We start from the raw sequence: 20,056 nt of genomic DNA, 5'->3' as shown, positions 1-20,056 counted from the left end.
GACCTCTTCTGTATTTTATTCTGTGTATTAACAATAAGAACGGGCTTCATAATTTATGGGCGTTGTGGCGCTGTGGACCATGGCGGTTAATGTTGTAAGATCAAAGACGGGTAAACCAGTTGCCGTTTGAATTCTGCGCGCATAGGGCGGCATATCTGTACATTCCAGAATTAAGGCTTTGGTTTCTGGGGCCCGTCTCAAAAGCCGGAACGCAGCATCAAGAACTTCTTCTTCGACGATGCTTAAGTTCATGTCAGTGCGATTATTGTTAAGGATAACATCTGAAAATTCCGGAAAATCTTCCATGCCTTGTACGACGACCGGGATGTTTTCTGCGCCAACGGCTTGAAAATGAGCGGGGGTTAAACTTTTTTTGCTGGCGGTTAAAACCCCCACGGGTGCACGACATCCTGTCATCTGCCAGGCCAGAGGTATCTGGATCAGGCTAGAGGCAAAAACGGGTACGTCCACAGCAGTGGCAAGGTCCTTCTGGTAAAGCGCGGAGAATCCACAGCTGCTGGTGATGGCACGGGCACCTTCACGAACCAGATCCTTTGCAGCCTGAATGAAAAGATCCCGCAATTGATCGTTGGGTTCGTTTAGTAGCTTTTGTACAGTTGCGCCTTTGATGGTGTGATAAAGGACAGGAAAAGATAATCCGGCAGGATTTTTGATATGGCCGGGTGGTTTGGGGAAATAACTTTCAAGACAAATCACTCCAATTGACACGCCGTAAATATTTCGATCACCACGCGTGCGTTTGTTTGACGCTGATTTATCATCAGTATCTGTTGTGTGTTTCGTATTTCTCTGTATCTGTGGCATGTAATTCGCTACTCAATGTTTCGATTATTTTGCTATGAAACGTTCTGGTTTAAAGGCCGACAGGTCTGTGTTGATTGGATTGTTCATGACGATATCAGCGACAAGTGCGCCGGTTTTTGGGGCCATCATTAATCCGTAATGACTGTGTCCAAATGCGGCGTATAGATTTTTTGAACCAGAAAATTCTCCGATACAGGGTAAGCTATCAGGCAAAGAAGGGCGGGTTCCCATCCACGTTTCTGGGGATGTTTCAGGTAAATCTGGAACCATCTGTCTCGCTAAATTTCCCATACGATTTGCACGGGATTTTGTGGGTGGTTTCTCCAAATCAGCGAATTCAGCCTGTCCGGCGACACGCAAACCATTATCCATTGAAGAGGCCACGCATTTGTAATCTACATCCATGATCGAGTGCGTTAGGGTTACACCCGGATCTTTGAACATAGCGTGATATCCACGTTCATACTGCAAAGGAATGTTGTATCCAAGAGGCTTTAGTAGTTCTGTCGACCATGCCCCGGCAGCGATGACAACATTGTCGGTGACAATCTGCTCTTTTGTCGTTTTTATTTGCCATTGGTCAGCGATCTGTTGAAGTTCAAGGACTTTCGCCTCAACGATAGCACCCCCTATAGAGGCAAATTTATTGGCAAGTATTTCGCCAATTAACCCGGGTGAAGTTGCTCTTGCCTGTCCTTTTATCAGGATTGCGGCTTTGTAATCATGGGTGAGGGCAGGCTCTAGCGCTTGCAATGCCGAGGCATCAATCCGTTCGAGATCGGCGCCTTTTTCCTGTCTGATTTTATACTCCAAACTCGAAATATCTGCTGCATTCGCATCGCGATAGGCATGGACGTAATAGCTATCCTGAACTAAGTGTTCATACCCTGTGCCTTTAAGATGGGTGCGATAACGTTGGATGTTGTCCTGATTTAGAAGCTCCATGGCTTCGACTGTTGCATGGACATACTCTGGGCGAGCTTGGGCGAGGAATTTTATTGCCCAGGGAATGAGTTTGGGTAGATACGAGAAATCAACAGAGACAGGACCATTGGGATCCAATAGCCATTTGGGTATGTTTTTCCAAACCCCCGGCATTGATTGTGGGATGATGGACCAGGGCGAGATTACTCCCGCATTTCCGTATGAGGTTCCTTGTCCCGGTGCATCGCGATCAATCAGTCTTACCTTGGCCCCGGCTTCGATCAAGGACAAGCTGGTGCATATGCCAACAATACCGGCACCTATAACAGTTACTTCTTTCATCTTTTACGATCTTTACTACTGATGTCAGAGACTTTTAGGGGGCACGACATTGGTAAGTGGGTTCTGTTCTCGTTGGTTCCATTGCTGAATAAGCACTGGAACCAGAACAACGAGAGACAAGAGGTCACTGTTTAAGCTTGGCGCGACCATCAGCAACCCGGCAATCGCCATTAACAGACGCCAAATTCCTGAGAGGTGGGTCAGGAAATAACCGGAAACTGCCGTCGCAATGGCAAAGATGCCCAGAGCACAGGTTATTGAAACCTGTAGGAATGAACTCAGGCTATAATATTCCGGTAGGACAATCAGCATTGTTGGCGCATAGACAAAAACCATTGGCACCATAAGCTTACCAAGACCAAGAGTGAAAGCACTAATACCCGTTCTGAAGGGGTTTGCGCCTGCAATACCCGCCGCCGCATAGGCCGAGGCACAAACGGGTGGGGTAATTTCAGAAATTACACCGTAATAAAGCACAAACATATGGGTTGCGAGCGGTGGCACACCCAATTGCGAAAGGGCGGGTTGGGCCACTGAAACCAGCATGATGTAAAGCGCCGTTGTCGGTAGGCCGGCACCCATAAGAATGCAGGCAATTGCAATAAGAACAAGTGACAGGAATTGTTGAATAGAAGACTGAGTAAAGGCATCTACAGGGATCCAACCCAGTACAGCATGGAGGGTTTCAGCCATTTCTGCAGCACCACCGGTAACCATGAAACCTAATCTAAACCCAACGCCGGTTGTGTTGATGACCCCGACAACAATGCCAACGGCGGCTGATGCTGCACCTACAGCCAGGGCGTATTGAACGCCGACGTGAAGACTGTCAAAAAGTGATGTGAAGCTATGACGTTCTCCTTTGTGTATCATTCCGACAATAATACAGGCAGCTAAGACACCAGCCATAACCGGTGAGAAACCTTCACCACTGAGGGCCGACGCTTTCCAGAACACAAAGGCAAGTAAAGCCAGTGGCAAAATCAGCGTGAGAGGTTTTCTAAAGCTTGAAAAACCGACGGTAATACAAAGACTGAGGCCAATAAAAGCTGCCATATTGGGTGAGTAACCGGAAAAGAGAACAACCAGAAGGGCAATGAGGGGAATGATTGTGTGCCAGCCCTCTTTCCAAACTCTGATCAATATCGGAAGTTCTTCTTTGGTATAGGTCTTGAGGTTGAGCTTTTTGGCTGTGAAGTGAACAATCGACATTACACCAATATAATGCATCAAGGCCGGGATGATGGCCGCGATGACAATTGTTGTGTAAGGCACTTCCAAATATTCAGCCATCAGGAAGCTTGCTGCCCCCATAATTGGTGGCGTGATCTGCCCGCCTGCACTGGCTGCGGCCTCTACACCGCCAGCAAAATGACCGGGGTAACCCATCTTTTTCATATTGGGAATTGTAAGTGAGCCAGTGGAGACGGTATTGGCGATGGACGATCCGGATATGGTACCAAAAAAGGCGGATGAAACCACAGATACCTTCGCGGGGCCACCTGTATAGCGTCCGGCGGCGATCATGGCATTATCAACAAAGAACTGCCCTAGTCCCATTCGTTGAGCGACAACACCAAACAAGACGAAGTGGAAGACAACGGTGGAGACAACCCAGAGTGTAACCCCGAAAATTCCCTCGAACGGGAAGTACATGTTGTTCACGAACTGGTTCCAATCAACACCGGGATGTTGCAGGATCTGCACCGGCATCTGGGGACCAAAAATCGCGTAGATCATAAAGACCATAATGATGAGCGGTAGGACAAAACCAATTGTTCTACGGGCGATTTCCAGAACGGCCAGAATAAGAACTGACCCAAAGAAAACATCAAGACCTGTAGGGTTTCCCTGTCGCAACATCTGGCTGGGAACTTCGTATCCCATGAGGGATACACCTTGCCAGCTTACCCATAAGAATAGAGAAGCAGCGATGGCGAGTATCATGAACACCCAGTCATAGAGAGGAACATTGGCAGGTTTAATGAAGCCAATAGGGTTATATTCAAGCCTTGCTTGATTTTTGAGGATCGGAAAACCAATGAAAATAAACAAAAACAAACCGGATAGATGCAGGCCCATATGGACATAATCCACAGGTGTTCCGAAGCCAGCTGTCCATAAATGGTAAATGGCAAAGGCAACTGTCGCCCAATAGATGCATTTTGTTAAAAATGGCCCGTTTTCTCGGGTATTGAGAGAGGTGTCATATTTTCTCTCGATGGCATCCAGAGCTTCCTGGTCGAGTTCGGATTGTAAGGACATGTTTCACCCAAGTCTTCTGCAACAGAGATTTGTTTGTGTTTATTTATTGTTGAAAGTCGGCAAACAGGGAGCAAAACCTATTGCTCCCTGTTAGAAGATCAGCTTGCTTTATTTGATCATGCCAACTTCTTTGTAGAAGCGTTCTGCACCAGGATGCAGAGGCACGCCAATGCCTTCAACACCATCAAGTGCAGTTTCAAGGGTAATGGCTTTGCCTTTTGCATGGCCATTGTCCAGAAGTTTGCGGGCAGTATCTGACCACATTGCTTTTGTGATCTGATAGATAAGTTCTTCATCCTGATTGGCGTTGGTCACAAGGATACCAGAGACAGCAACAGTATTTACATCATAGGTAACGCCGGGATAGGTACCCGCAGGGATTTTTGACGGGATGTAATAAGGGACCGTTTTATTTGCCTGCTTTACTTCTTCGTCTGTGAAGGAATAAAGCTCCATCCCTTTGGTGTTATCCAGTTGAATCATCGCGGCAACCGGCGTTCCCGCAGCGTAGAAGTAAGCATCCAGTTGTCCATCAGCCACGCGTTCCGCGCTTTGGGAATTGTTAAGTTCTGCTTCCTCAATATTATCGCGATTAACACCGTAATCACCGATAATCAGTTCAACCGCGATCTGTGTGCCTGATCCTGCCTGTGCAATACCAACGCGTTTACCTTTTAGATCTCCGATACCATCAAGTGATCCGCCTTTGGGCATCACAAGATGAAGATCTTCAGGGTAAAGATTGGCAATGATACGTAGGTCCGGTTTTGCATTGCCTTCGTATTTGCCAATACCTTTATAGGCAAAATGTAGGGTTGCCGCGCCGGAAAGACCGGCTTCCATCTGTCCTGCCTGAATGGCGTTTACGTTATGAGCCGATGCATTTGTTGATTGAGCCATGGCGACAAGGCCGGGAACGCCACAGTTACCGCCTTCGCCGCAAGCACGAGAACCGGGTGGGTTGGATATGGCGTTGGCAATGATGCCACCAATCGGGAAGTATGTTCCCCCGGCACCGCCAGTTCCAATTCTAAAGAACTTCATTTCCTGTGCTGAGGCCGCACCAGCCAGCATAGAACAGGCAAGAAGAGCGCCTGTAATCTTGGTTAAGCGTTTCATTTTATTTCTCCACTGTTGTCATCAGTTCGATTAAATCGAAGCTTGTTTTTATGTGTTTTGGAAATAACGAGAATCACAGTGACAAGAATTATTCATAAATGCAAATTTGAAATATCTTGGTTTTGATAAGAAAAATTTATATATATCTCACATGAATTTAAAAAATCTGGCAATCTTTCGTGAAGTAATGCGGACGGGATCTGTTTCTCAGGCCGCCCGTAATTTGAATAGAACCCAACCAGCTTTGAGTGCAGGACTGAAAGCGTTGGAAGATGAATTGGGGATTTCCCTGTTTGAACGACGCAACCGTCGGCTTGTTCCCGTTCCAGAAGCTCATTATTTGATGTCTGAAGCGACGGATATTCTGTCTCGGTTGCAAACTGCCGAACAAAACATGCGCTCTATTCGGGATTTTGAAAAAGGGGTCCTCAGGATTGTTGCGATGCCGGGACCTTCGGCATTTTTATTGCCTAAAGTTATTAGTGAGTTTACAGGGGAACGGGAAGATATCAGGGTTACACTGACGACAAGGAGTTCTCCTCAAGTTCACAAGATGGTCGCCACACAAAGCTTTGATCTGGGTATTGCTGATATAAGCGGAACAGATCACGAAGATGATTTGTTGAACGGTGGCATCATGAAGGGGAACTGTTTATGTGCTGTTCACAGAGATGATGATCTTTCAAAGCTTGACGTGATTACTGCGGCAGACCTGAGCGGCAAGCCGATGGGCGTTTTACAGCCTGAACACTTTACCTATCAAAAAACGGTTGAGGCATTTCAAGCAACAAATTCCGAACTGAATATTCGCTTTGATGCCCAGTATTTTCTGCCTCTTTTAAATTTTATCGAAGCGGGACAAGCCTGTGCGATTGTTGATCCGCTGAGTGCCGAAAGTTACCGAATGTATGCAAGGGATAAAGATTTGATCCGATTTATTCCTTTCATGCCCAAAGTACCTTTGACTTATGCTTGCTTAACGCCTGCATATCGCCCGATGTCGGCGATTGCGCAGGCCTTCATGGCCCAATGGAATGGTGAAGTTCGCAGAGTTATTACCGACTTTGAGCGTAAAGAAAGTTAGAAAGAAAGGCTTTGGTGCCTTTCTTTCCGAATAGTTCAGGATTTGAACCAGCGATAACTGAACCCAGCCGCTAGTGCACCAAGCAATGGGGCAACCCAGAAAAGCCAAAGTTGTTCAAGTGCCCAACCGCCAACAAAAAGTGCTGGGCCTGTGCTGCGTGCCGGATTCACGGATGTATTGGTGATGGGGATAGAAATCAGGTGGATCAGAACTAATGCTAGTCCAATAGCTAAAGGTGCAAAGCCTGCGGGCGCCTTTTCGTCTGTTACACCCAAAATGATAAAGAGGAAGAAGAAGGTCAGAAGTACCTCAATTAGGAGGCCGCTTATCATGGAATATCCCATGGGCGAATGTTCACCGTATCCGTTGGATGCAAAGCCGCCATTTACGGAGAAATCCGGGATACCACTTGCGATCACATAGAGTAGTCCGGCTGCGGCAATGCCACCGATGAGCTGTGCAATCCAGTACGGAAGGATCTGCCCGGCTTCGAATTTACCACCGGCCCAAAGGCCAAGAGTTACAGCGGGGTTAAAGTGTCCGCCCGAGATATGGCCAACGGCGTAGGCCATGGTAACCACCGTGAGGCCAAAAGCAAGAGAAACGCCGACAAAACCAATACCAAGGTCAGGAATGCCTGCGGCGAGGACGGCTGATCCGCAGCCGCCAAAAACCAACCAGAAAGTACCGAGAAACTCGGCACCATATGCTTTTGTATTCATCTTGAATTCTCCCCTTAATACTGACCAAATCGATATGCGATGAGCGCAAAAGGCTTCGCGTTATCTATCCAGATTGTGCGTAAATAATACGCAGGATAATATCATACCTTTTTTGAAAAGATGCTGCGTAAAGATACTTAGCTTCTAGGAAGTATCTGGTGAGATTTATGTGATAACCATTAAAGGGCTATATATAGTGGGGATGGCGTTGTGCGATCAGTCTCAGAGTACGAAAACCGGGAAATTTAGCGCTTTAGTAAACAAGGCCAACCCGTGGGGTTGACCTTGTTCGGCTATGAGCTTGATTCTTGATCTCTAATTCAGGTTTTGTTTATGGAAACGCCACCTTCGGCCTGTAAGGCAGTGCCTGTGACAAAACTTGCATCATCAGAGGCCAGGAACAGGGCCGCTCTGGCGATTTCTTCGGGGGCAGCAATGCGTTTTAGGGCATGAAGGCTTTTGACAAACTCTTCCATTTCGTCGTTAGAGGCAACGGAACGTCCCATGGGAGTATCAGTACCACCGGGAAGCAGACTGTTTACTCGTAATCCCTGGGGGCCGTATTCTGCCGCGAGGCATTGCATCATGCCATTGATCCCGGCTTTAGAAGCTGCGTAGGGTGCCATACCTGGCATACCGATGGTGTGCCCGACAAAGGTCGAGGTAAAAATCAATGACCCATGATCACTGTTAAGCAGTGCGGGGATTTGATGTTTTGCGCTGAGAAAGGCAGAGGTAAGATTGGTGTTGATGGTCTCCATCCAACCATCAAGCGTAAGGGTTGGAGTATCGCCCATGGCACCCAGAGTGCCAGCGTTGTTAAAGCCGATATCCAGTTGCCCATAGGTACCCGTGGCAACTTCAACCAAAGTTTTGGCATAGGTTTCATCTGTTACATCACCAGCTACAGCAATGCCTTGCCCGCCATCGACGCGAATTTCTTCGATCAGTAGGTCAAGCTCTTTCTGTCGTCTGGCCGCGACAACAACCTTTGCTCCTTCCTGGGCGAAGAGTTTAGCGGCGGCATAACCAATGCCTGAACTTGCACCCGTAACGATGGCAACGCGATTTTCCAATCTATTCATTTCTTTGATCCTTTATGGCCTTAACTAGAATGTTAAAGGATCAGTATTGAAGCGGGTTGATTTCGGAAAACTCCGCTTCTTGTTCGGTAATTCAAAATGTTTTTGGATTAGACGAAATCGCCTAAGCTATTCATGGCACAATTGGGCATGCTCCATGAATAGCTGTGATGAATGAGTAGAGGGCCTTTAAACGTGCTTGTTTTGGTGGGGTACATCACACAATGTTGCTATTAAGAAATCCCTTTGTAACTTCATGGAGTGACGCCTTTCATTAGGTTATGCTGCTCGGACTTTGGATAAAAAGTCGCTTACTTCGTCCGAGAGACTCTGAGATTGTTGTTGAAGTTTGCCTGATGCTGACAAGACATTCTGAGCAGCTTCACCAGTTTCTTTTGCTGTGTTAGTTACGCCAGTAATATTCGTCGAAACTAATTCGGCAGCTGAGGATGATTCTTGCACATTACGAGCAATCTCTTGAGTTGCGGCACCTTGTTCTTCTACGGCTGCGGCAATTGATTCAGAAATTTCATTAACTTGAGATACTGTTAAGCCGATTTCTTTGATTGAGCTAGCTGATTGAGCTGTTGCTTCTTGAATATTGCTAACTTGTTGTGAAATTTCTTCGGTCGCCTTGGCTGTTTGATTGGCAAGTGATTTGACTTCTGATGCGACAACAGCAAAGCCTTTGCCTGCATCTCCGGCTCTTGCTGCTTCGATGGTTGCATTAAGAGCGAGAAGGTTCGTTTGTTCTGCGATATCTTGAATCAAATTAACAACTTGACCAATTTTTTCGGCAGAATCAACCAGGCCTTCAACTTGTGTATTTGTTGTTTTTGCATCACTCGTGGCCTTGGAAACGATATCAGTCGAGCGGGATACTTGAGCGCTGATCTCTTGGATCGAAGCCGCGAGTTCTTCCGATGAACCTGCTACAGTCTGGACATTGGTTGAAGCTTCACTAGAGGCTTGTGTTGCTGCGTCAGCTTGTTGTTCGGTTTTTTCAGCAGTTAAGGACATAGTTTGCGCTGTTATTTGCATCTCGTTGGCAGCTTTGGAGACACCATCGACGATATCTTGAATGTTGCCTTCGAATTTCTTGGCTAATTCATTCATCATATCCTTTTCTTTAATTGCACGTTTGGCTGTGATTGCTTGTTCTTCCTGCAATTTTGCCATCTCAATTGCATTGTCTTTAAAGACTTGCACTGCGCCAGCCATATCACCGATCTCATCTTTCCGGTCTTGTGAAGGGACTTCCGCGCTATGATCTCCTTTGGCGAGTAATCCCATTATTTCTGTCATTTTACAAATTGGACGGGAAATCGCGCGTCCTGTGAGAAGGGCTAAAAGGCTTCCTGTAATAATGGCAATTATTGCAATGATTTCGAGGATAAGGGTAGCATTGTGCATATCTCGTGTGACTTTTGGACCTAATGTATCCTGAGCTTTTTTATTTGAAAGTTTGATCTGTTCCACTTGATCAGCAAGTCGAGGGCCAATTAAATCAAGAGTGTCGGTAATAATGTTATTACGTTTAAGGATGGTAATTGTAACTTCGCTGAAAAAGTTTTGATAATCGTTGGCAAGATTAACGACAGTACTTGCCAGTTCTCGACGGACAGGATTTTGAAGTTCGGCAAGCATTTCTTCTGATGTTTGTTTGAAACTGTTTAATTCTTGATTTGAACGATTAGCGCTATCTTGTAAATTATCCACAAGAAAACGGTTCGAGTACAATCGAGCCAAAAGTAAGTGTCGCATTGAAACTCCAGCTCGGTAAGCTGCTGTTGCGTCGCCGTCTTCGAATGCACTTTTCATAATTTTAGTAAGTGTTTGTTCTGATTTCGGACCAATATTGTTAAGTTGTTCTACCAGTTGATTCCGTTTTTTTACCAAAAGGGTGACTTCTTCAAAAGAAGAGCGATAAAGGGCAATTTGTTCTATTGCGCCGACAATTGTCTTTAGATGTTCTTTGTTTTTAAACAGAGTCTTAGACTTTTGAATAATTTTTTCTGTGGCTTCCGCCCGGTCTCGGACATTTTGAGCGGCTTCATCAGAATTTTTTATTATATAATCTTTAACACCCAGGCGTGCGGAAAGAAGGTTGGCCTGAATTCGTCCCATTTGATTGGTTTCGCGGGCAAGGGCACGATAACTGTCAAACTCTTCATTTGCCCTGGAAAGTGCAATATAAGAAGATATGCTAACGGCGATCAGAAAAGAAAGTATTGCCCCCATTCCCAATCCAATTTTTCGGTTTATTTTCAGGTTTATAAAAAAATTTCCGCGACGTTTCTTTTTGTCTTCTGAATACATTTTCTCAGAAAAGTGGCTAGTCATTTTAATTTTCCTGTTTTTTTGTGGGTTTTCTTTCCCACCCGAGATCAATTTAACGTAAGCATTAACACTGTTTTTGTGTGGTTTATTATTGTTATTCTATTAATTACTAATAAATTATTTAAAAGTTGTGATTATTGGTGATTAGATTCAACCTAAGGGATTTATTGGTAAATTGTGATGTCTCAATAAAATCGCTGTTTTTTCTCTAGTCATCATATGAATCGGAAAACAAAATTCAAAAGCAAGAACCAGAGTTTGGTGTCATGGGTTTTGAGGTAGCTTTTAGAAACTGACGAAATCATGTGGTACAAGTTGGATGACAGGAGCAAGAGAGATGGCAGATGTTATGAACGCCTCACCAGAATTTTCAACGGATGATGAGCGTTATCAGGCGATTGTAGATCGCAACACGGCGGCGGATGACATATTTTATTATGCTGTTCTGACCACCGGTGTTTACTGTCGCCCTTCTTGTGCAGCGCGTTTGGCCTTGCGTGAAAATGTGAGTTTTCATGCCAGTTGTGCGGATGCCGAAAAAGCAGGGTATCGTGCCTGTAAACGGTGTCGTCCCAATGAAATGAAAAAGGAAGAGCGTCAGGCTCTTGCTATTGAAAAAGCCTGTCGCTTGATCGAAGAGGCTGAAGACGCGCCCGATCTTGATACGCTGGCAGAAGCCGTTGGGATGAGCCGTTTCTATTTTCACCGTACTTTTAAGGCGATCACTGGCGTCACGCCGAAGGCCTATACCAATGCGCATCGGGGTAATCGGGTACGCAAAGGCTTAAACAAAAGCGAGACCGTGACCGAAGCCATTTATGATGCTGGCTTTAATTCTAACGGTCGCTTTTATGCCAACACTGAAAAGCTGTTGGGGATGAAACCAACCAGCTATCGCAAAGGGGGAAAGGATACTGAAATCCGCTTTGCCCTTGGGGAGTGTTCTCTTGGGTCAATACTGGTTGCAGCTAGCGAGAAGGGGATTTGTTCCATTCTTCTTGGTGATGATCCCCAAATCATGGTGCAAGATCTGCAGGATCGATTTTCTAACGCAACTTTAAAAGGCGGCGATGCGACATTCGAAAAGTGGGTGGCACAGGTGGTGGGATTTGTTGATGATCCTGCAATTGGCTTTGATCTGCCGTTGGATATTCGTGGCACCGCCTTTCAGCAACGGGTCTGGAAAGCATTGGTTGATATTCCTGTGGGAAGCCGTCTGAGCTATGCGGAAGTGGCCGAGAAAATTGGTTCGCCCAAGGCCATTCGGGCTGTGGCTTCGGCCTGTGCCGCTAACCATATTGCGGTTGCCATTCCCTGTCACCGGGTTGTTCGCAGTGATGGTGCGTTGTCCGGTTATCGCTGGGGGGTGGAGCGCAAACAGCAGTTACTGGACTGTGAAGCGGTTGCAGCACAATGACCCTATTTGAAAATCTGAGCACGGCAGAAATTTCGACTGACCGATTGTCTTGTGCAATATCCGGTGAAGAGATCACCCACAATCTTGATGAAAAAGGCTATGCTATTCTCAAGGGAGTTCTTTCTGAATCAGTTTGTGTTGCTTTAGCTCGTAATTATGACGCAGACGGTCCTTATCGCTCCCGGGTCGTGATGTCCCGACACGGTTTCGGACAGGGAGAATACAAGTATTTTAACTATCCTTTACCTGATCTGATCGCTTGTTTACGAAGCGAACTCTATGAGCCGCTGGCCCAGATCAGTAACAGATGGAACGAGCAGATGAATGTGGATCAGCGGTTTCCTAAGACGCATCAACAGTATCTCGACTTGTGCTACAAAGCAGGACAAGTGAAAGCAACACCTTTGCTCTTACAATATGGTTCGGGGGATTATAACTGTTTGCATCAGGACGTATACGGAGAGTTGGTCTTTCCGTTGCAAATGGCTTGTTTGCTTTCGAAGCCGGGACAAGATTTTACAGGTGGTGAGTTTGTTCTCACAGAACAGCGTCCCAGGATGCAATCACGTGTAGAAGTTATTCCGCTAGATCAAGGGGATGCGGTTATCTTTCCCGTTCGTCATCGCCCCAAACAGGGAACACGTGGCACCTACCGAGTGAATATGCGCCATGGCGTAAGTGAAATCAGGTCCGGTCAGCGTCATACACTGGGCATTATCTTTCACGACGCTCAATAGGCATAGAAATATAGAGCTAACTTCACTCTATTTGTTGCCATTTAGAGCTGGATGCCTCAGATGATTTGATGCCTGGGCAAAAAATGTCTGTTGCACTTTCAACGTGTGCTGAATTTCCCGAGGTGAAATACGTGGTTTTTCCTTGTGATCTTGTTGTTTCGGTTGTCAGTTCTGGGTGCCTTTTCAGGTAATCTTTCAGGCTGTCCGCACAGATTGAGGGTTGGCAGAGAATGGGAACACCCTGGCCCATGATATTGCCGATGATTTTTGCAGCGGCTTTTTCAAAGGCATCTTTGAGCAAGGGGTAGTGCGTACAACCCAGCATGATCCAGTTGGGGACTTTGTTGTTTTTCTCAACCAGTTGGCGAACATACCCTTCGACCAATGAATCTGTCGTTGCCGTGTCTTTTTTCGCCTCTAGAGCAGGAACCAGGTCCGGGCAAGCTTGTTGGATGACATCAAGTTGTGGCGCGCGCTTTTTAATTTCAACGAGAAACGTCTTACTTCTTACCGTAGCTTTGGTTGCAAAAATGCCGACGGTTCCCTGTAGATATTGTTGGGGGTGCTGTTCCCATTTAATCCATGGGCGATCAGTAATGGTTTCTACCATGGGAACCAGCACACCAAGAATACGTTTGCCCGGCGCATAGGAAGGCAACCATTCCTGTTGCAATTTTCGTAAGGCAATGGCCGAAGCTGTGTTGCAGGCCAAAATGACAAGATTGCATCCCTGATCAAAAAGAAATTGAACGGCCTGCCGTGTCATTTCATAAACTTCCGGCCCCGTTTTCTCGCCGTAAGGCGCGTGCTGGTGATCCCCGAAATAGAGGAAATCATGCGTTGGTAAGGTGGCTTGAAGCGCATGTAAGACGGTCAAACCGCCGGACCCGGAATCAAAAACACCAATCGGGTTCGATTGGTTCGACGTGCTAGACTGGTTTGGTTGTGATTTATCAGATTTTTGCATTTTTACAGCTATAAACACCACTTATGGCAGTAATTTGACGATGGTGATAACTCAGTTCAAATTCTGTGTCCGGGTCTATTTTAACAGGACTTTTAGAAGTTTCTTGAAGCAAGAGGGTGCAGAAACTTTCAAGATTGTTATCCAAGGCTTCTTGAGACAGCGCAGTGTCATCAGATCCGCCGGTAATCAGAAAGCGTACTTCGCGATCAGAAAGGATTTCGACCTGTCCGATCCCTTTGTCTTTTAGTGATCCGTAATTACCAACCGCAGCGCGGATAAATTGACGCTGATCGGGGGCGGGTTCTTCTTGAGGAAATACAAAAAATAATGAGAGCGATAGGAGGGCAATAACTGCTAAACCGCTGATGATCCACTTGTTTGTTCGCATGGTTGCTTTGAACTCAATTCCTGTGTAAAAAATAGAAATGTTTGGTTATGTACTTTCTATGTATTGTTGTACTATATAGGTCCAATTATCCCGAGGGCCATTCATTTCGGGATAGAGTGCGACCTTAGTTGGGGGATCCCGGTAGCATCCCTGTTACAGGGATGTTGTTTGCGGAATATATCACGGTGTTGTTAATGCGAAAGCCAATTTTCGACCTGTTGCCGTTTGTCGGTATGTTGATACTTACGATTATCCTGGGGGGGATCAATCCAAGAGTTGCCTATGCTGATTTTGCAGAGGGCAAAAAGGCGTTTGATGCTGAAGACTATTCGACGGCTTTTCGCTATTGGCATACCAGTGCAGATCGAGGTGAAGCAAAGTCTCAGCTGGAGCTTGCGCGTCTTTACCGCGATGGCAAGGGAACCAATGAAGACAAGGTAGTGGCTTCGCTTTACTTTACGTTAGCTGCTCAACAACAGATAAAGATTGCTGCAAAAGAACAACAGAATCTCGTTGAGAATTTTTCGAAAGAAGAATTGGCGCTGGCGCAAAAACTTGTGGCAAGCTGGGAACCGATTGACGTTAAACCGGGTGCCGAAAAAACGGAACTAACAGCGCAGGAAAAGAAAACACTACGCTGGTTCAAAGCGGCAGAAAAAGGCACGGTCAAAACGATTAAAGAAATGATCGCTGGCGGATTTGATCTCAACAAAAAAGACAAAGACGGTTGGACAGCCCTAATGCTGGCGGCCCTTAACAATCATAAAGTGACATCCAAGACGCTGATCGAGGCGGGTGCCGAGCTTAATGTTGCTGATCCTCTGGGGATGACGGCCTTGATGGCGGCCTCTGTTGCCGGAAACAGGTCTCTGGTTGAGTTTATGGTCAAATCCGGTGCTAACATTGAGCAAGAAGACACTGTTGGTGAGACGGCTGAATATATGGCTGAACAGGCCGGGCACGTCACGATTGCCCGTTTCTTTTCGACACTTGAATTACCTGAAGATCAAATCAAAGAAGCGCAGCAACTATTGATTGCCCTTGGTTATCTGGAAGGTAGTGCCGATGGTAAGACGGGCCCTAAAACGTCTGAAGCAGTAAAAAAATTCCAAAAAGATAGCGGGCATAAACAAACGGGATTGGTCCGAAGGCTATTGTTGGAAACTCTTGAAGATAAAATCTCAAATGAACCAGCTCTTCAAGCAGATAAAACAGAAAACCCGTTTGAGGCTGCATCGATAGCTGCTGAGTAATTCTCAACGAAATTTATGATTTTTTACTATTGTAATGATCATTTTGGATGGGGTGTTTACGCTGACTGGTCTTCAAAGAATATCACTCTTTTATTGACAAGAGTGGCTTAGGTGTTTAGCTCCTCACACCGTTTGGAGCGGTAAGACATGACATCATCAAAAAATGTGAGAAGTTTGAGAACTTTTACCTGATTTTTGGCGTTATCGGTGATTTATCGAAAGATATTTCAAATCAGAGACTCGACTCGGGTTACCTAAATCTATAAGGTACCCCGTCATTCGCGGTAACTGGGGAGCTTGATAAGTGTCTTGGTTTTCGCTTCATATTTATTTTAATTTACACTTTAAGGCAGTCTAGATGAACTGGACGGAAGAGCGTATCGAGCTTCTGAAAAAACTATGGGCAGAAGGCCATAGTGCTTCACAAATAGGAAAAATGCTGGGCGTTTCCAAAAACGCCGTGGTTGGTAAGGCGCACCGGATGAAACTGGCGGCGAGACCTTCCCCTATTAAACGAAGTGCAAAAAGCGACGGCACGAAAAAAGATGCTCCGGCTAAAAAAGCAGCTCCTAAAGCTGTTAAGCCAACAGCACCAGCGGCACCAAAACCAGCGGTTAAACCTGCTGCACCTGTCGCTGCTAAGCCCGTTTCTACACCTGTTCCGCCAAAGCCAAAAGCGCCTGTTGCGCCCGCGGCACGCGTTGCAGCACCTCGGCCTGTGACGCCAGCGTCTAAGCCGACAGCAGCGGAAATCAAAGCAGCTTCACTGCCGGCAAAAGCACGTCGTAAAGCCAGCATGGATGCAGCCGATCGCAAGCTTTTCAGTGGGGCAATGGAAAAGCGCAAAGGGCCAAAATGTCTTTGGCCGCATGGTGATCCCGGGGATGCGGATTTCCATTTTTGTGGAGCGCCTGCTGTTCCAAGTAAGCCTTATTGTGCTGAACACTGTGCGCGTGCTTATATTACGAAAAGCAGCCGTAGCAGCAGTAACAGTAACAATAGTAATTCAAGTAATGAGAACCAAAAGAGTAGCGACGGCGAAGAAGCCAAGACTACTGAAGCTGGAAACAAACAGGCCTAGGTCTGTGGTTTAAGCATATATTTGAAAGGGTGCCGAATGGCACCCTTTTTTGTGACTGGGTATTTAATTTTCTTGATGCGTTATTTCGGGCGTGATCTTTTTATTATCTGCTGTAATTAGGTTTTTATGTAATGCGCTTTATGATGGGTCGAACGTTAGCAAAACCATTTCGTTTTTTGAGTATTGGCGGCAAACCGAATCTTGAATTTTGGTTTACACAGTCGGTTATTCTTTTGTCCACGATGCTGGGTGTGTATCTGGCGAGTTTTGCAGGGTTTGAAATTGCGATAAATTTTGACCGTTATCAACGGTTATCAGATACGCGTAATTTGGAAATATCGCTTCGTGCGGAAGTGTCTGATAATATTATTAAGGTTGAAGAATGGGCTGGTTCTTATAATGAGGGCCCTATGTTATGGCACGATCTTAGATTTGCGCCACGCGAAAGCTTTAAGCTGGATGATGTGATCTGGCTAACGATGCGAAATTCTTCGACAACTTTTGAATTGAGTCCGGAAACTTTGACTGATATTCGGCGGTTTTATAGTGTTGTCGAACAGAATAAAACGATACTTTTTCAACAAAGCCAACCAAATGGTTTGGCAAAAAAATCAATAAAAAATATGGCTTTGGCCGCGAAGGAGGCCCGTTCTGATATTCTGGACAGAATGGATGAAGATATTGTTCGATTGGATGCAGAGTTGAAGGAACTTCTGGATTAATTAAAGGCCTTACTGAAGGAATTTGTGTCATCTAAGTAAAAATCCCAATACTGCCAGACTTTCGCCAGAATTAAATGTTTATATAGATGAATAATGGCCAGAGAATTTCTTATGTGAAATTTTTATGCGGGTCTTTATTAAAGATGACACAGCACAAAGAGGACGATCTTGTGACAAAGAACACTCAGAAGTCGGACACGGGTTTTAACATAAATTTTAAAAAGCTTTCTCTGTCACTCGCTGTCGCTGGTGGCCTTGTGCTTTCAACAGGTTTTGCACAACAAAGCTGGGCACAGGAAGAAGATAACCCCGGTGAATTAGCGCGGGAAAGCCTTGAGCTTATGATGAAATCCCTCAGCCTTGTCATTGATTCTATTCCGCAATACGAAATGCCCGTTATTACTGAAAATGGTGATATCATTATCCGCCGTAAACAAAAAGATGACTGGGAAGATCTGGACGAAACGCCGGAACCGAAAGAAAACGAAGATTCCAAACAGATATAGGACTGATTATGCGGGTAAAGGTTCTCGTGTTAAGCCCTGTTTCAAATGCTCTATTAATAATCGTACTTTAGATGAGAGCTGTCGATTATGCGGGTATATGGCCCATATACCATCGTCAAATGAACGAACGTGATCTAATACTGAAAGCAATCTGCCGGTCTCTATGTACGATTGGACATAATAATCTGGTAACTGGATAAGCCCGATCCCTTTTAATGCAGCATCGACAAGGGACCAACCGCTGTTGCACTGCAAGCTTCCCTTGATCCGGATGTGTTGATTTTTGCTGTTCACTTTGAAACGCCAAGTATCCAATGTTCCTCTTAGGCAATTGTGTTGGTCCAGTTCTGCCAGATCAAGTGGCTTAGGATGTTTTTTGAAATATTGAGGAGAAGCACAAACGTAATTTGTTCGTGAAGAAAGGCGCTTGGCAATCATAGAACTGTCTTCCAGCTGACCAAGGCGAATTGCTAAATCATAGCTTTCAGCGACAAGATCAAGTTTTTGGTTCGTCAATGTTAAGTCAATTTTAAGGTCAGGATATTTTAGTGCAAAATCATTTACGAGAGGGGCAATGACACTTTCTCCATAAGTCACGGGCGCTGTCAGGTTTAACCTTCCTTGGGGTGATTGGTTAAGATCGGTTATGACGCGTTCTGCTTCTGTGAGGCTATCAAGTACTTGCCTGCAATGATTATAATAAATCTGTCCGGTTTCAGTTATGGTCACTTTTCTGGTTGTTCTGTAAAACAGTTTAACGTTTAGCCTTTCTTCCAACGCATTGATTTGCCGGCTAACTTGGGCCGTTGATATGTCCAGATATTTTGAAGCCTTTGTAAAGCTGTTACGTTCAGCGACAGCAACAAACTCAGTAATACCCTCCCAGTTATGCAATTCTGTTTCCCTTTTATTGATGATGTTTCGATGTGTTTTAATTGTTACTACATAGTAATAGTTATTTACTGAAATTACTAATTACTTCGTATGAGAGATAGTTTATAGCCTGATCTAACGATCTTTCGGCAAAAAGCTGAAAGCTGAATTCTATTGGAGAAACTCATATGGCAGAAATACTTAAATCCAGAGCTGCAGTTGCCTGGGGCCCAAAGCAACCTTTGTCTATAGAAGAGATTGATGTCCTCCCGCCCCAAAAGGGAGAGGTACGGGTTCGCATTATTGCAACAGGTGTTTGCCATACCGATGCCTTCACATTATCAGGTGATGACCCAGAAGGCCTTTTTCCTGTGGTCTTGGGGCATGAAGGGGGAGGGATTGTTGAATCCGTCGGTGAGGGAGTAACTGGCCTTGCTGTTGGGGATCATGTGATTCCCCTGTACACGCCAGAATGTGGGGAATGTAAATTCTGTACATCCGGGAAAACTAATCTGTGTCAAAAAATCCGGGATACCCAAGGCAAAGGACTTATGCCTGACGGAACGACCCGTTTTTATAAAGACGGTAAACCTCTTTTTCATTACATGGGGTGTTCAACATTTTCTGAATACACTGTGTTGCCTGAAATTTCGTTGGCAAAAGTTAACCCTGATGCTCCATTGGAAGAAATTTGCTTGCTTGGTTGTGGTGTAACAACCGGTATGGGGGCAGTTATGAATACAGCTAAAGTTGAGAAAAATGCTACCGTCGCGATTTTTGGGATGGGCGGCATTGGTCTTTCTGCTGTTATTGGCGCGACAATGGCTGAAGCCAGTCGAATTATCGTTATTGATATTAATGAAAGTAAGTTTGGTTTGGCCCGTAAATTGGGGGCGACAGATTTTATCAACCCCAAAGATCATGATAAGCCAATTCAGGATGTTATTGTCGAGTTAACGGATGGTGGTGTTGATTATTCATTTGAATGCATTGGCAATGTTAACGTTATGCGTTCTGCACTGGAATGCTGTCACAAAGGATGGGGAGAATCTGTTGTCATTGGTGTTGCCGGGGCCGGACAGGAAATATCAACCCGACCTTTCCAGCTTGTGACTGGTCGAGTTTGGCGTGGTTCTGCTTTTGGTGGAGTTAAAGGGCGTTCTGAATTGCCAGATTATGTCGAACGCTACTTAAAAGGCGAATTCAAGCTGAATGACTTCATAACCCATACTATGGGAATTAATGACATCAATGAAGCTTTTGAATTGATGCATCGGGGCGAAAGTATTCGAACTGTTATTCATTTCGAGCAATAGTCGAGCAATAGTATTGATAACGAAGGGTGTTAGGATGGAGACCGTACAGGTATTGTGTGGCCTCAATTTTTTAAAGTGCGCTTGCAGTACCGC

General features: G+C 45.5%; 18 protein-coding genes. 8 read left to right on the top strand and 10 right to left on the bottom strand.

Features of this window, described 5'->3' with window-relative positions:
- Positions 1–27 precede the first annotated feature (27 nt).
- The 4 genes from WH96_RS19395 to WH96_RS19380 all read right to left on the bottom strand — a co-directional run bounded on the left by WH96_RS19395 (position 28) and on the right by WH96_RS19380 (position 5,475).
- Positions 28–825, bottom strand: coding sequence for an aspartate/glutamate racemase family protein (locus WH96_RS19395; RefSeq protein WP_082130598.1), 798 nt, complete (start codon positions 823–825; stop codon positions 28–30).
- Between the two features lie 24 nt (positions 826–849).
- The gene (locus tag WH96_RS19390) at positions 850–2,091 is read right to left on the bottom strand and encodes an NAD(P)/FAD-dependent oxidoreductase (protein ID WP_047765880.1); all 1,242 of its coding nucleotides are present in this window, start codon (positions 2,089–2,091) and stop codon (positions 850–852) included.
- A 24-nt stretch (positions 2,092–2,115) separates the two neighbouring features.
- The gene (locus WH96_RS19385; protein WP_047765879.1) at positions 2,116–4,356 is read right to left on the bottom strand and encodes a TRAP transporter permease; all 2,241 of its coding nucleotides are present in this window, start codon (positions 4,354–4,356) and stop codon (positions 2,116–2,118) included.
- Between the two features lie 108 nt (positions 4,357–4,464).
- Positions 4,465–5,475, bottom strand: coding sequence for a TAXI family TRAP transporter solute-binding subunit (locus WH96_RS19380; protein WP_047765878.1), 1,011 nt, complete (start codon positions 5,473–5,475; stop codon positions 4,465–4,467).
- A gap of 151 nt (positions 5,476–5,626) precedes the next feature.
- Here WH96_RS19380 and WH96_RS19375 point away from each other — a divergent pair, with 151 nt between their 5' ends.
- Positions 5,627–6,559 (top strand): LysR family transcriptional regulator, encoded by a 933-nt coding sequence (locus WH96_RS19375; protein WP_047765877.1) that lies wholly within the window; start codon positions 5,627–5,629, stop codon positions 6,557–6,559.
- 35 nt (positions 6,560–6,594) lie between these two features.
- Here the strand turns inward: WH96_RS19375 and aqpZ are convergent, their stop codons facing one another.
- From aqpZ to WH96_RS19360, 3 genes are all read right to left on the bottom strand, one after another.
- Positions 6,595–7,281, bottom strand: a complete 687-nt coding sequence (gene aqpZ, locus WH96_RS19370; protein WP_047765876.1) for an aquaporin Z — start codon at positions 7,279–7,281, stop codon at positions 6,595–6,597.
- Between the two features lie 320 nt (positions 7,282–7,601).
- Entirely contained in the window at positions 7,602–8,366 is a 765-nt protein-coding gene (locus WH96_RS19365; RefSeq protein ID WP_047765875.1) for an SDR family oxidoreductase, read from the bottom strand.
- Positions 8,367–8,642: 276 nt separating this feature from the next.
- Positions 8,643–10,706: a HAMP domain-containing methyl-accepting chemotaxis protein gene (locus WH96_RS19360; protein WP_053006154.1), complete on the bottom strand. Its 2,064-nt coding sequence runs from the start codon at positions 10,704–10,706 to the stop codon at positions 8,643–8,645.
- 334 nt (positions 10,707–11,040) lie between these two features.
- Here WH96_RS19360 and ada point away from each other — a divergent pair, with 334 nt between their 5' ends.
- Positions 11,041–12,120, top strand: coding sequence for a bifunctional DNA-binding transcriptional regulator/O6-methylguanine-DNA methyltransferase Ada (gene ada, locus WH96_RS19355; RefSeq protein ID WP_047765874.1), 1,080 nt, complete (start codon positions 11,041–11,043; stop codon positions 12,118–12,120).
- Complete coding sequence (locus tag WH96_RS19350; protein ID WP_047765873.1) at positions 12,117–12,857, top strand: 2OG-Fe(II) oxygenase; 741 nt, start codon at positions 12,117–12,119, stop codon at positions 12,855–12,857. Before ada ends, WH96_RS19350 begins: the two co-directional genes overlap by 4 nt.
- 22 nt (positions 12,858–12,879) lie before the next feature.
- Here the strand turns inward: WH96_RS19350 and murI are convergent, their stop codons facing one another.
- Positions 12,880–13,824, bottom strand: a complete 945-nt coding sequence (murI, locus tag WH96_RS19345; RefSeq protein WP_082130597.1) for a glutamate racemase — start codon at positions 13,822–13,824, stop codon at positions 12,880–12,882.
- Positions 13,811–14,212 carry a hypothetical protein gene (locus WH96_RS19340; protein ID WP_047765872.1) on the bottom strand — a complete coding sequence of 134 codons (402 nt, stop codon included), beginning with the start codon at positions 14,210–14,212 and terminating at the stop codon, positions 13,811–13,813. Before WH96_RS19340 ends, murI begins: the two co-directional genes overlap by 14 nt.
- Before the next feature lie 194 nt (positions 14,213–14,406).
- Between WH96_RS19340 and WH96_RS21615 the strand changes: the two genes are divergently transcribed.
- The 4 genes from WH96_RS21615 to WH96_RS19320 all read left to right on the top strand — a co-directional run bounded on the left by WH96_RS21615 (position 14,407) and on the right by WH96_RS19320 (position 17,774).
- Positions 14,407–15,465 (top strand): ankyrin repeat domain-containing protein, encoded by a 1,059-nt coding sequence (locus tag WH96_RS21615; protein WP_053006153.1) that lies wholly within the window; start codon positions 14,407–14,409, stop codon positions 15,463–15,465.
- A gap of 358 nt (positions 15,466–15,823) precedes the next feature.
- On the top strand, positions 15,824–16,546 hold the full coding sequence (locus WH96_RS19330) for a GcrA family cell cycle regulator (protein ID WP_053006152.1): 723 nt from the start codon (positions 15,824–15,826) through the stop codon (positions 16,544–16,546).
- 131 nt (positions 16,547–16,677) lie between these two features.
- A complete protein-coding gene (locus WH96_RS19325) occupies positions 16,678–17,268 on the top strand; it encodes a hypothetical protein (RefSeq protein ID WP_204248257.1) in 591 nt (196 codons plus the stop codon).
- Positions 17,269–17,411: 143 nt separating this feature from the next.
- Positions 17,412–17,774 (top strand): hypothetical protein, encoded by a 363-nt coding sequence (locus tag WH96_RS19320; RefSeq protein ID WP_156176867.1) that lies wholly within the window; start codon positions 17,412–17,414, stop codon positions 17,772–17,774.
- 6 nt (positions 17,775–17,780) lie between these two features.
- On the opposite strand, the gene WH96_RS19315 is transcribed toward WH96_RS19320, so the two are convergent.
- Complete coding sequence (locus tag WH96_RS19315) at positions 17,781–18,668, bottom strand: LysR substrate-binding domain-containing protein (protein WP_047765870.1); 888 nt, start codon at positions 18,666–18,668, stop codon at positions 17,781–17,783.
- A 167-nt stretch (positions 18,669–18,835) separates the two neighbouring features.
- On the opposite strand from WH96_RS19315, the gene WH96_RS19310 reads away from it, so the two are divergent.
- Positions 18,836–19,963, top strand: a complete 1,128-nt coding sequence (locus WH96_RS19310) for an S-(hydroxymethyl)glutathione dehydrogenase/class III alcohol dehydrogenase (protein ID WP_047765869.1) — start codon at positions 18,836–18,838, stop codon at positions 19,961–19,963.
- Positions 19,964–20,056 lie beyond the last annotated feature (93 nt).

This window comes from Kiloniella spongiae (genome assembly GCF_001026905.1).
In the GTDB taxonomy this organism is placed as follows: Bacteria; Pseudomonadota; Alphaproteobacteria; order Kiloniellales; family Kiloniellaceae; genus Kiloniella; species Kiloniella spongiae.
Note: the sequence above shows the minus strand (reverse complement) of the source record. Positions and strands in the feature narration are given on the sequence as shown.